Source organism: Xanthomonas sp. LMG 8993 (assembly GCF_009835065.2).
Classification (GTDB): Bacteria; Pseudomonadota; Gammaproteobacteria; order Xanthomonadales; family Xanthomonadaceae; genus Xanthomonas; species Xanthomonas arboricola.
The window spans coordinates 107,258-120,110 of sequence record NZ_QVIF02000004.1 but is presented as its reverse complement, the minus strand read 5'-3'; the positions used below and the strand labels follow the sequence as shown (position 1 = coordinate 120,110).

Sequence of the window (12,853 nt, the reverse complement as noted above, 5' to 3'; positions counted from 1 at the left end):
CTGCAATGCGCCGCTTATGCCTTTAGAGCTACGCAACCATGCGCAAGGGAATGTAGATGTCGCAGAAAAGTCAGCACGTATTCACGCATATTTTATTTGCCTGGGGTGTAGATTCGTCCCAAGGACAACGTGGAGTACGCGCGTTGGCCCCGCTCCTCATTCGTAGCAGGTCGTCTGGCTGAATCGGCAGATGATGGTTGTCGCTTCGCTGTTTTTCCGTCTCCACCCACTTTACGACGGACGTTTAGATGGTTGCCATGATGCCGCTTCACGCTACTACCGCACGCTTAGAGCGCAGCACGATGCTCCCGACTCTGAAGAAGAGCGGGCGACCGCGTGATGCGCGTGGCCGCTTCATTCGCCATCACGAGCGCCTGCCGGTGTCGCCGGCCGATACCCGCGGCGCCTTGTTCGTGGTGTCGGAGATGGCGGACTTCATCAAGGCGGGCGGTCTGGGCGATGTGGCCGCTGCGCTGCCACGCGCGCTGCGCCATCGCTACGACGTCCGTGTGCTGATCCCCGGCTATCGCGCGGTGCTGGCACGCGCGGGCAAGGTGGAGATCGTCGGCCGGGTGCTGGCGCATGCCGCACTGCCGGCCTGCGACATCGGCCGTATCGTGCAATCGGACGGGCTGCCGATCTACATCCTGCTGTCCAAGGAATTGTTCGAACGCGACGGCTCGCCCTATGTGAGCACCAGCGGCTCGGAATTCGAAGACAACGCGATCCGCTTTGCCACCTTGTCGCATGCCGCTGCGCAGATCGCCGCCGGCCATGCCGGACTGGGCTGGAAGCCGCGGCTGCTGCACCTCAACGACTGGCCGTGCGCACTGGCTGCCGCCTATGTGCGCTGGTCCGGCGGCACCACGCCGTGCCTGTTGACCATCCATAACCTGGCCTACCAGGGCCTGGTGCCGTATTCGATGGCCGCCGCGCTGGGCATCCCGGCCGAGCGTGTGGCCGAGCTGGAGTTCTACGGGCAGATGTCGTTCCTGCGCGGCGGCATCGTGCATGCCGACCACGTCAACACGGTCAGTGTCAGCTATGCCCAGCAGATCACCGGCCCGGCGCAGGGCTGTGGCCTGGACCGCCTGCTGGCCGGCCGCGCCGCCAAGGGCGCGCTGACCGGCATCGTCAACGGCATCGACGCCAGCTGGGACCCGCGTACCGACGAATATCTGGACACGCACTTCAGCGTCAATCAGTGGCAGGGCCGTCAGGCCAACGCCGCGCAGGTGCGCAAGGCCTTCGGGCTGCGCGAGAGCACCGGCCCGCTGTTTGCGGTGGTGTCGCGGCTGGTGCATCAGAAGGGCCTGGATCTGATCTGCGAGGTCGCCCCGCAGATCGTGGCGGCCGGCGGCCAGATCGCGGTGATCGGCGGTGGCGAGCCGGAGATCGAGCAACAGGTCGCCGAGCTGACCCGGCGCTATCCGGGCCAGGTCGGTGCCTTCATCGGTTTCGAGGAAGGCCTGGCGCGGCGCATGTTCGCCGGCGCCGACTTCCTGCTGATGCCGTCGCGCTTCGAGCCGTGCGGCTTGAGCCAGATGTATGCACAACGCTTTGGGTGCCTGCCGATCGCGCACGCCACCGGTGGTCTGATCGACACCGTAGATGACGGCGTCACCGGCTTTTTGTTCCAGCATGCCAGCGTGGAAGCGTTGCGCCGCTGCCTGGAGCGCGCATTCCGCACCTTCCGCCTGCCCAGCCTGCTGTCGGCGATGCGCCGCGCGGCGATGCTGCGTCCCAGTGGTTGGGATGTGGCGGGCAAGAAATACCTCTCGCTGTACGAACGCACCGCCGCAACCGCTCCCGCGCTTGCGACGGTGTCATGAGCGAACGGCTGGGCGTGCAGGGGCAGGAGACGGAAGCGACGGCGGTGACCATGGATGGGATGGCGGATCTGGTGCAGAGCGTGCAGGCGCTGGCCGATGGCCTGCCTGCCGATGCATTCGCGGTATTGGGCCCGCATTCCCAGGCTGATGGCCGCCGGCTGGTGCGCGTGCTGGCGCCTGGGGCCGAGGCGATGGGCCTGATCGACACGCGTGGCAAGTTGCTGGCGCGCATGCAGGCCGGCCCGGTCGATGGCGTGTTCGAGGGCACGCTGGCGGTCGAAGGCCCGTATCGTCTGCGCATCGTGTGGCCGGACGTGGTGCAGGAGATCGAAGACCCCTACGCGTTTGCCGCCACGCTGGACGAATCCACCCTGCTGCAGATCGCTGCCGGCGACGGCCAGGCATTGCGTCGCGCCCTGGGTGCCCAGCACCTGCACTGCGACGACGTGCCCGGGGTGCGCTTTGCGGTGTGGGCGCCGCATGCGCAACGCGTGGCGGTGGTGGGCGATTTCAATGGCTGGGACATGCGCCGGCATCCGATGCGCCCGCGCATCGGCGGGTTCTGGGAGCTGTTCCTGCCGCGCGTGGAAGCCGGCACGCGCTACAAGTACGCCATCACTGCTGCCGATGGCCGCGTGTTGCTCAAGGCCGACCCGGTGGCGCGCCAGAGCGAATTGCCGCCGGCCACTGCCTCGGTGGTGCCGGGCGCAGCCGCGTTTGCCTGGACCGACGCCGCCTGGATGGCCGCGCGCGATGCCAATGCCGCGCCGGCGCCACTGTCGATTTATGAAGTGCATGCCGCGTCCTGGCGGCGCGATGGGCACAACCAGCCGCTGGACTGGCCAGGGCTGGCCGCACAACTGATCCCCTATGTGCAGCAGCTCGGCTTCACCCATATCGAGTTGCTGCCGATCACCGAACATCCGTTTGGCGGCTCCTGGGGCTATCAACCGCTGGGGCTGTACGCACCGACCGCGCGCCATGGCAGCCCGGATGGCTTTGCCCAGTTCGTCGATGCCTGTCATCGCGCCGGCATCGGCGTGATCCTGGACTGGGTCAGCGCGCACTTTCCCGATGATGCACACGGCCTGGCGCAGTTCGACGGCGCCGCGGTGTACGAGCATGCCGACCCGCGCGAAGGCATGCATCGCGACTGGAACACGCTGATCTACAACTACGGCCGGCCCGAAGTGACCGCCTACCTGCTGGGCAGCGCGCTGGAGTGGATCGACCACTACCACCTCGACGGCCTGCGCGTGGATGCAGTGGCCTCGATGCTGTATCGCGACTATGGCCGTGCCGAAGGCGAGTGGGTGCCCAACGCGCATGGCGGCCGCGAGAATCTGGAAGCGGTCGCCTTCCTGCGCCAGCTCAACAGCGAGATCGCCACGCGCTTTCCCGGTGTGCTGAGCCTCGCCGAAGAGTCCACCGCCTGGCCGGGCGTGACCGCGCCGATCAGCGAGGGCGGACTGGGCTTCACCCACAAATGGAACATGGGCTGGATGCACGACACGCTGAGCTACATGCAGCGCGATCCGGCCGAGCGCGCGCAGCACCATAGCCAGCTCACCTTCGGCCTGGTGTACGCGTTCTCCGAGCGTTTCGTGCTGCCGCTCTCGCACGACGAAGTGGTGCACGGCAGCGGTGGCCTGCTGGGGCAGATGCCCGGCGACGACTGGCGGCGCTTTGCCAACCTGCGCGCGTATCTGGCGCTGATGTGGGCGCATCCCGGCGACAAGCTGCTGTTCATGGGCGCCGAATTCGGCCAGTGGAACGACTGGAATCACGATCAATCGCTGGATTGGCATCTGCTCGATGGCGCCGCGCATCGCGGCGTGCAGCAACTGGTCGGCGATCTCAATGCCGCATTGCGACGGGTGCCGGCGTTGTACCGCAGCACGCATCGTGCCGACGGCTTCGACTGGAGCGTGGCCGACGATGCGCGCAACAGCGTACTGGCATTCATCCGCCACGATCCCGATGGCGGCGCACCCTTGCTGGCGGTGAGCAACCTCACCCCGCAACCGCACCACGACTATCGCGTTGGCGTGCCGCGTGCCGGCGGCTGGCGCGAAATCCTCAACACCGACAGTGCCCATTACGGTGGCAGCAACCTCGGCAACAGCGGTCGCCTGGCGACCGAGCCGATGGGCATGCACGGGCACGCACAACGCCTGCGCCTGACCCTACCGCCGCTGGCCACGATCTATCTGCAAGCGGAGAAATAAGAATGAACGAGCGCAACGACACCACGCCGGCATGGGGTGCATGGCCAGCGGGTGAGGGACAGGTGCGCTTCGCGCTCTGGGCACCGGACGCCAAAAGCGTGGAAGTGGTCTTCGACGACGGCGCGCGCATCGCGTTGCAGGCCGCGCAGGATGGCTTCTTCAGCGCGGTGATCGAATGCGCGGCGGATGCGCGCTATCGGTACAGCGTCGATGGCGGCGAACCGGTGCCGGATCCGGCCTCGCGCTGGCAGCCCGAGGGCGTGCACGGCCCCAGCGCCGTGCAGCGCAGCGATGGCTACGCCTGGCAGAACACCCAGTGGCAGGGACGGCCGTGGGGCGAGGCGGTGATCTACGAACTGCACGTCGGCACCTGCGGCGGCTATGCCGGTGTGCAGGCGCAACTGCCGCAGCTGGCGGCGATGGGCATCACCGCGATCGAGCTGATGCCGCTGAGCGCATTTCCGGGCGCGCACAACTGGGGCTACGACGGCGTGCTGCCGTATGCACCAGTAGAAGCCTATGGCACGCCGGACCAATTGAAGGCGCTGATCGACGCCGCGCACGGACACGGCCTGATGGTGTTGCTGGACGTGGTCTACAACCACTTCGGCCCGGACGGCAATTACCTGCACAGCTATGCCGCCCCGTTCTTCAACGAGGACAAGCCCACGCCGTGGGGCGCGGCGATCGATTTCCGCAAGCCGCAGGTGCAGCGTTACTTTCTCGACAATGCGCTGATGTGGCTGCACGAATACGGCTTCGACGGCCTGCGCCTGGATGCGGTGCATGCGATCACCCCGAACGCCTTCCTGGATACCTTGCGGCAGACCGTGCAGGCCAGCCTGCCGGCCGGCCGCCATGTGCATCTGGTGCTGGAAAACGAGGCCAACCAGGCGTCGCAGCTGCAACGCGGCTACACCGCGCAGTGGGACGACGATTTCCACAACGCCCTGCATGTGCTGCTGACCGGCGAAGAGGAAGGCTATTACGCCGCCTTTGCCGACAAGCCCACCGAACACCTGGCGCGCGTGCTCGGCGAAGGTTTCGCCTACCAGGGCGAGCCGGACCCGCGCGGGCATGTGCGCGGCGAGCCCAGTGGGGCGCTGCCGCCGCACAAGTTCGTGGTCTTCGCGCAGAACCACGACCAGATCGGCAACCGTGCGCGCGGCGAGCGGCTGAGCGTGCTGGTGTCGCCGCAACGCCTGCGTGCTGCGCTGGCGCTGACCACGCTGACGCCGATGATTCCGCTGTTCTTCATGGGCGAGCCGTGGGGCGCCACGCAGCCGTTCCTGTTCTTCACCGACTTCGGCCCGCCGCTGGACGATGCAGTGCGCGAAGGGCGCCGTCGCGAATTCGCCCACTTCGCCGCATTCGCCGACGAAGCGCAGCGCGCCACCATTCCCGATCCGAACAGCCACGACACCTTCGCCGCCTCGCGCTCGCCGATCGAAGACGCCGCGCAGGGCGAAGGCGTGCAGTGGACAGCCTGGTTCAAGGCGCTGCTGGGCGTGCGTCGCCAGTGGCTGGTGCCGGGGCTTGCACAGGCGCGCGCGGTGGGCGCCAGCGTGCTGGCCGACGGTGCAGTGACCGCCAGCTGGGAGTTGCCCGACGGGCTGTGGCATATCGCCTTCAACGTCGGCGCCTCGGCGGTGCCGATGCCGCCGTTGCGTGGCCGCGTGGCGCATGTCGAAAACGTCGCTGCCGATGCGCAGCAGTTGCCGGTCGATGGCTTCATCGCCTGGCACGAGGCGCGCGCATGAGTACCCGCGATCTGAGCAGGAGCGATCTGCATGCGCTGGCCGGCGCGGCCGGGGTGATGGTGGACTGGGTGGATGCCAGCGACCAGCCACGGCAGGTGTCCGACCAATCGCTGCATGCGGTGCTCACCGCGCTGGAACTGCCTGCCGGCACCGCTGCGCAGCGCGAAGACAGCCTGCGTCGCTGCAAGGCGCAAGCCACCGAGCCGGCGCCGCTGCTGACCGTGCAGGTGGCCGGGTTGCTGCCGGTGTCGGTTTCCGCCAATGCCAGCGGCCGCTGGCTGGACGACAGCGGCGCCAGCGAGCCGGCGCATGCCGATGCGCAGGGGCAGGTGCGTGCGCCGCAGCGTTTCGGCTACTGGACGCTGCAGATCGGCAGCCTGACCCAGCAGGTTGCGGTCGCCCCGCAACGCTGCTTCAGCGTGGCCGATGCCTGTGGCCTGCCGGCACCGCGTGCCTGGGGCATGGCGCTGCAGGTGTATTCGGCACGCAGCATCGACGACGCCGGCATCGGCGACGCATCCGGCACGGTGGAATGGGTGCGGCATGCCGCACTGGCCGGTGCCGATGCCCTGGCCCTGAGCCCGGTGCATGCCGCGCGCCCGGTCACCGGCGGCTACAGCCCGTATTCGCCCAGCGACCGGCGTTTTCTCGATCCCCTGCATGCCGCACCGGTGCGCGTATTGGGCGAGCTCGCACTGGAGGCGATCAACGAGGTGCCCGGCCTGCGCGAGCGCTTCGATACGCTGCACCACAGCGCCCTGATCGACTGGCCGGCCTCGGCGCAGGCCAAGTGGCAGCTGCTGCGCCATCTCTACACCCGCGTGCCCGCCGATCACCCCGATCTGGCTGCCTTCCGCAGCGAGGGGGGCGAGGCGCTGGAGGGCTTTGCACGGTTTGCCGCGCAGGATTTCGGCGACGGCGATCCGCAGCTGCACGTGTTCACGCAATGGCTGGCGGCGCGCAGCTGGTCCGATGCGCAACGCGAGGCGCACGAGCGCGGCATGAAGATCGGTTTGATCGCCGATCTGGCCGTGGGCTTCGATCCCAATGGCGCCGAAGCCGCGGCAGCCGCCGACACCGTGCTGCGCGGCCTGGTGCTGGGCGCGCCGCCGGACGCCTTCAATGCCGACGGCCAGCACTGGGGCATCGGTGCGTATTCGCCCACCGCATTGCGGCGTAGCGGCTATGCGCCGTATATCGCGCTGCTGCGCGCAGTGCTGCGCGACCGCGGCGGCATCCGCATCGACCATATCCTGGGGTTGTTGCGGCTGTGGGTGGTGCCGGAAGGTGCCAGCTCCAACGAAGGCGCGTATCTGGCCTATCCACTGCACGATCTGCTCAACCTGCTCGCGCTGGAATCGTGGCGGCACCGGGCGATCGTGATCGGCGAAGACCTCGGCGTGGTGCCGCCGGGCATCCGCGAGGAACTGTCACGGCGCGGGGTGATGGGCATCGATGTGCTGATGTTCACCCGCGACGACGATGGCGCCTTCGTCTCGCCGGCGCTGTGGCGGCCGGATGCGGTGGCCACCACCACCACGCACGATCTGCCCACCCTGACCGGCTGGCGCGAAGGCCGCGATATCGACTGGCGACGCAAGCTGGAACTGATCCAGCCCGCGCAGGCCAGCGATGACGCCACCGCGCGCAGCAAGGATCTGGCACGCCTGGATGCGGCGGTCGAACACGCCGGCCTGACCGCGGCGGACGACCCGCTGCTGGGCGCGCTGCGCTTCACCGCCACCAGCGTCTCGCCCCTGGCCTTGCTGCCGGTGGAAGACGCGCTGGCGCTGGAAGAACAACCCAATCTGCCGGGCACCGTCGAGGTCCATCCCAACTGGCGTCGACGCCTGCCCGATCCCTTGCCGCATGCGCGCCTGAGTACGGCGCTGCAGGGCTTTGCCGAGGCGCGTCGCGTCGCGGCTGTTTCGGAACCGCATCCATGATCGAACTTCGCGCCACCGCCCGCCTGCAGCTGCATGTCGGCTTCACCCTGCACGATGCGCTCGCGCAGGTGCCGTATTACGCCGGCCTCGGCATCAGCCATCTGTACCTGTCGCCGATCGGCACTGCGGTGCCGGGCTCGACGCACGGCTATGACAATATCGACCCGACCGTGGTCAATCCCGAACTCGGCGGCGAAGACGCGCTGATCGCCCTGTCGCAGGCCGCGCGCGAGCACGGCATGGGCCTGATCGCCGACATCGTGCCCAACCACATGGCCACCCATGCGGACAACGCATGGTGGTGGGATGTGCTGCGCAATGGCCGCAGCGCCAAGCATGCCGACTGGTTCGACATCGACTGGCGCGCCCCCGGGCGCGACGGCAAGTTGTGGCTGGCGGTGCTGGACCGCCCGTATGCCACCGCACTGGCCGAAGGCCTGATCACGCTGGTGGTGGAGGACGACGGCAGCGCGGCACTGGCGCATTACGACCAGCGTTACCCGATCCGTCCGCAGACGCTGGAGGTGCCGGAAAAGACCGCCCGCGCGCAATGGCTGCGCGACTACAACGACGGCGCCAAGCGTGGCGATGGCCGTCTGCACAAGCTGATCGAGCGCCAGCCGTACCGCCTGAACTGGTGGCGCGTGGGCAACGACATGCTCAACTACCGTCGTTTCTTCGATATCACCTCGTTGGTGGCATTGCGCGTGGAGCTGCCGGCGGTGTTCGACGCGGTGCATGCGCTGCCGCTGCGGCTGGTGGCCGAAGGTCACCTGGATGGCTTGCGCATCGACCATGTGGACGGGCTCACCGACCCCACCGGCTATGTGCGCAAGCTGCGCAGCCGGCTGGATGCGGCCGGCCGCACGCGTGGCCTCAAGCCCGGCACGCTGGGGTTGTATCTGGAAAAGATCCTGGCGCCCGGCGAAGCCTTGCCGGCCGACTGGCCCTGCGATGGCACCACCGGCTACGACTTCATGGACCAGGTCGGCGGCGTGCTGCATGACCCGGCCGGCTTCAAGCCATTGGCGCGTGCCTGGCAAAAGGTGAGCGGACGCAGTGGCGATTTCGCACAGGAAGAGCGCAGCGCACGCGACGAGATCCTGCGCGGCCCGCTGCAGACCGAATTCAATCGCGCCGTCGGTGCGTTGTCGGCACTGGCGCGACTGGACCCGCCCACGCGCGAGTTCAGCCCGCAGATGCTGGCGCGCGGCCTGTGCGTGTTGCTACGCTGGTTTCCGGTGTACCGCACCTACGCCGGTGCCAAGGGCGTGACCGGCAGCGAAGCCGAGCGCCTGCGCGCCACTGCCGCGCGTGCGCGCGAGGGCATGCCGGAGTCGATCGTTGCGGCTGTCGACGCGATCGAGCGCTGGCTGCTCGACGATGCCGGCGCCGACCGCGCGCAGGTCGCCTTGCGGCGCATCCTGCGTCGTCGCGTGGAGCAGTTGTCCGCACCGCTCAATGCCAAGTCGGTGGAAGACACCGCGTTCTACCGGCATGGCGTGCTGCTGTCGCGCAACGAGGTCGGCAGCCATCCGACCCACTTCGCCAACGACGCGGCCGAGTTCCACGCGCAGAATCTCGAACGCGCCAAGCACTTCCCGCGCGCGTTGCTGGCCACCGCCACGCACGACCACAAGCGCGGCGAAGATCTGCGCATGCGGCTGGCGGTGCTGTCCGAGCAACCGCGCTGGTGGATCGAGCAGAGCAGCCAGTTCGATGCCTTGACCGAGACGCTGGACTCGCCGGCCTTGGCCGGTGGCGACCAGCAGATGCTCTGGCAGACCCTGGTGGCCGCCTGGCCGATCGGCCTGGGCGCTGACCAGACCGAACCGCTGGCCGAGTACGCCGAGCGCATTGCGCAGTGGCTGCTCAAGGCGGTGCGCGAAGCCAAGCTGCACACCAGCTGGACCGATGGCTCGCCGGCCTACGAGCAGGCCGTGCAGGCCACCGTGGAGCAGGTGCTGTGCAGCCGCGCCGGGTTGCCGCTGCGGCGGGCGCTGCTGCGCGCCAGCAACCACATCGCCGCCGCCGGTGCGCGCAACGCGCTGGTGCAGACCACGTTGCGTCTGACCGTGCCGGGCGTGCCCGACCTGTACCAGGGCACCGAAGGCTGGGATCTGTCGCTGGTGGACCCGGACAACCGCCGCCCGGTCGACTACGCGCAGCGCCAGCAGTGGCTGGCGCAGGCGCGCGACTGGAACACGCTGCTGCGCAGCTGGCGCGATGGCGCGGTCAAGGCACGTCTCACCGCACTGCTGTTGCAGCTGCGTGCCGATCATCCGTCGCTGTTTGCGAAGGGCGATTATCAGCCCTTGACCGTGGCGGTCAGCGGCGATGCGCAGGTGCTGGCGTTCCGCCGCCAGTACCGCGGCCAGTCGCTGGTGGTGGCAGTGACGCGGCTGGGTGCCGGCAACCAGGGCGATGGCGACCTGCCGCTGCTGGTGCCGCCGGCCAACTGGGGTCAGGCGTCGTTGGCATTGCCGCCCGCCACGTATCGTAATGTGCTCGATGGCAGCACACTGCAGCCGCAAGGCGGCCGCGTGGCGATATCCACGCTGTTTGCACGTGCGCCAGTGGCAGTGTTGTTGACCCCCTAAGAGAACGTAAGCAATGAACGACATGGAACGGCAAGCGCGGCTTCGCCAGTTGGCACAGGAGATCTGGGAGGCCGAAGGCCGCCCGGACGGCCACGCAGATCGGCATTGGGCCATGGCCGAACGGCTGGTGGATGCCGAAGAGCGCGCCGCCGAACAGGCCGGCCCGCCGGTAACTGCACGCCAGTAACGGTGCCTCTGTCACCTTGCATGGTTCACCCTGCAGGCTGTGCCGTGCCAGGGTGAGCGTGCCCAGGCACGCAGGCGCCCGCATTCGCTCAGCGTTTTGAGTTCACCGTTCTCAGGAGTTACCGATGGCCACCCGCAAGTTCACTCAGCGCTCGCGCATTCGCGAAGGCCGTCCCAACCCGCTCGGCGCCACCTGGGATGGCCTGGGGGTCAATTTCGCGCTGTACTCGCGCAACGCCACCCGGGTGGAACTGTGCCTGTTCGACGAGCGTGGCCGCGAGCAGGAGCGCCTGGCGCTGCCCGAATACACCGACGAGGTCTGGCACGGCTATTTGCCCGACGCACGCCCCGGCCAGCTGTACGGCTACCGCGTGCATGGACCTTATGCGCCCGAGGCCGGGCATCGCTTCAACCACAACAAGCTGCTGCTGGACCCGTATGCCAAGCAGATCGTCGGCGAGCTCAAATGGGCGCCGCATCTGTTCGGCTACACCATCGGCCACCGCGACAAGGATCTGAGCTTCGACCGTCGCGACAGCGCCGCGTTCATGCCCAAATCCGCAGTGATCGACCCGGCCTTCACCTGGGGCCAGGACCGCCCGCCGCAAACGCCGTGGAACCGTACGGTGATCTACGAAGCGCACGTGCGCGGGCTGAGCATGCTGCATCCGGCAGTGCCGCCGGAAAATCGCGGCACCTTCTCGGCCCTGAAGACCGACGAGCTGATCGACCACATCAGCTCGCTCGGCGTCACCGCGGTGGAGCTGCTCCCGGTTCACGCCTTCGTCGACGACCAATACCTGCTGGAAAAAGGCCTGCGCAATTACTGGGGCTACAACACGCTGGGGTTCTTCGCGCCGCAGGCGCGCTACATGTCCACGCGCACCGTGGCCGAGTTCAAGCAGATGGTGGCGCGCCTGCATCACGCCGGGCTGGAAGTGCTGCTGGACGTGGTCTACAACCACACCGCCGAAGGCAACGAGCTGGGGCCGACGCTGTCGTTCAAGGGCATCGACAATGCCAGCTACTACCGCCTGGCCGACGATCGCCGCTTCTACATCAACGACACCGGCACCGGCAACACCTTCGACCTGACCAACGTCGGCGCGTTGCGCATGGTGATGGACTCGCTGCGCTACTGGGTGCAGGAAATGCATGTCGACGGCTTCCGCTTCGACCTGGCCAGCATCCTCGGCCGCGAGCGCTATGGCTTCGATCCGTCGGGCAGCTTTCTCGATGCGGTGCGCCAGGACCCGGTACTGAGCCAGACCAAGCTGATCGCCGAGCCGTGGGATATCGGCCCGGGCGGTTACCAGGTCGGCAATTTCCCGCCGGGCTGGGTGGAATGGAACGACAAGTTCCGCGACAACGTGCGCGCGTTCTGGCGTGGCGACGGTGGTCAGCTGGCCGAACTGGCCACGCGCCTGACCGGCTCGGCCGACCTGTTCAACCATAGCGGCCGCCGCCCCACTGCGTCGGTCAACTTCGTCACCGCGCATGACGGCTTCACCCTGCGCGATCTGGTCAGCTACGAAGGCAAGCACAACTTCGCCAACGGCGAAGAGGGCAGGGACGGCAGCGACCACAACATCTCGGCCAATTACGGCGTCGAAGGCGACACCAACGACCCGGCCATCAAGCAGCTGCGCCGCCAACAGATGCGCAACCTGCTGGCCACGTTGTTGCTGTCGCAGGGCACGCCGATGCTGCTGGCCGGTGACGAGTTCGGCCACAGCCAGAACGGCAACAACAACGCGTATTGCCAGGACAACGAACTGACCTGGATCGACTGGACTGCCGCCACCAAGGCCGCCGCCGCCGATCAGGCTGCATTCGTGCGGCGGTTGATCCGTATCCGCCAGCGTTATCCGCTGCTGCATCGCGCCCGTTTCTTCGATGGCAAGTTCGACGAAGCGCTGGGCCTGAAGGATCTCACCTGGCTGGCACCGGACGGTCACGAGATGGACGAAGCCGGCTGGCACGACCCGGAAGCACGCGCGCTGATGCTGCGCCTGGATGGCCGCTCACCGACCACCGGTCTGCGCGAGATCGCCGCCAACGTGACCTTGCTAATGCTGATCAATGCCGCCTCCACCAGCGTGTCGTTCACGCTGCCGGCGATGCACGACGAACATTGGCGCGTACTGGTCGACACCGCACGCCATGGCGGCCGCGTGGTGGCCGGCGGCAGCGAATGGAAGGCGCCGGCGCACTCGCTGACCTTGCTGGCGGTGGAGCGCGATCGCATCGCCAGCAGCGCACGCATCGTCTCCGAGGGCGCACGCTGATGGCAGGGGCGGT

At 67.8% G+C, this 12,853-nt stretch carries 7 protein-coding genes; all 7 read left to right on the top strand.

Going from position 1 to position 12,853, the window contains the following annotated elements:
* Positions 1-248: 248 nt before the first annotated feature.
* The 7 genes from glgA to glgX all read left to right on the top strand — a co-directional run bounded on the left by glgA (position 249) and on the right by glgX (position 12,840).
* On the top strand, positions 249-1,832 hold the full coding sequence (gene glgA, locus DYQ94_RS09545; RefSeq protein ID WP_047127915.1) for a glycogen synthase GlgA: 1,584 nt from the start codon (positions 249-251) through the stop codon (positions 1,830-1,832).
* Positions 1,829-4,060 carry a 1,4-alpha-glucan branching enzyme gene (locus DYQ94_RS09540; RefSeq protein ID WP_160955107.1) on the top strand — a complete coding sequence of 744 codons (2,232 nt, stop codon included), beginning with the start codon at positions 1,829-1,831 and terminating at the stop codon, positions 4,058-4,060. The genes glgA and DYQ94_RS09540 overlap by 4 nt, the downstream gene beginning before the upstream one ends.
* A gap of 2 nt (positions 4,061-4,062) precedes the next feature.
* On the top strand, positions 4,063-5,820 hold the full coding sequence (gene treZ, locus DYQ94_RS09535; protein ID WP_160955106.1) for a malto-oligosyltrehalose trehalohydrolase: 1,758 nt from the start codon (positions 4,063-4,065) through the stop codon (positions 5,818-5,820).
* The gene (gene malQ / locus DYQ94_RS09530) at positions 5,817-7,766 is read left to right on the top strand and encodes a 4-alpha-glucanotransferase (RefSeq protein ID WP_160955105.1); all 1,950 of its coding nucleotides are present in this window, start codon (positions 5,817-5,819) and stop codon (positions 7,764-7,766) included. The genes treZ and malQ overlap by 4 nt, the downstream gene beginning before the upstream one ends.
* Positions 7,763-10,366 carry a malto-oligosyltrehalose synthase gene (gene treY, locus DYQ94_RS09525; RefSeq protein ID WP_160955104.1) on the top strand — a complete coding sequence of 868 codons (2,604 nt, stop codon included), beginning with the start codon at positions 7,763-7,765 and terminating at the stop codon, positions 10,364-10,366. Before malQ ends, treY begins: the two co-directional genes overlap by 4 nt.
* 13 nt (positions 10,367-10,379) lie before the next feature.
* Positions 10,380-10,553 (top strand): DUF2934 domain-containing protein, encoded by a 174-nt coding sequence (locus tag DYQ94_RS09520; protein WP_160955103.1) that lies wholly within the window; start codon positions 10,380-10,382, stop codon positions 10,551-10,553.
* 124 nt (positions 10,554-10,677) lie between these two features.
* Positions 10,678-12,840: a glycogen debranching protein GlgX gene (gene glgX, locus DYQ94_RS09515; RefSeq protein WP_016901662.1), complete on the top strand. Its 2,163-nt coding sequence runs from the start codon at positions 10,678-10,680 to the stop codon at positions 12,838-12,840.
* Positions 12,841-12,853 lie beyond the last annotated feature (13 nt).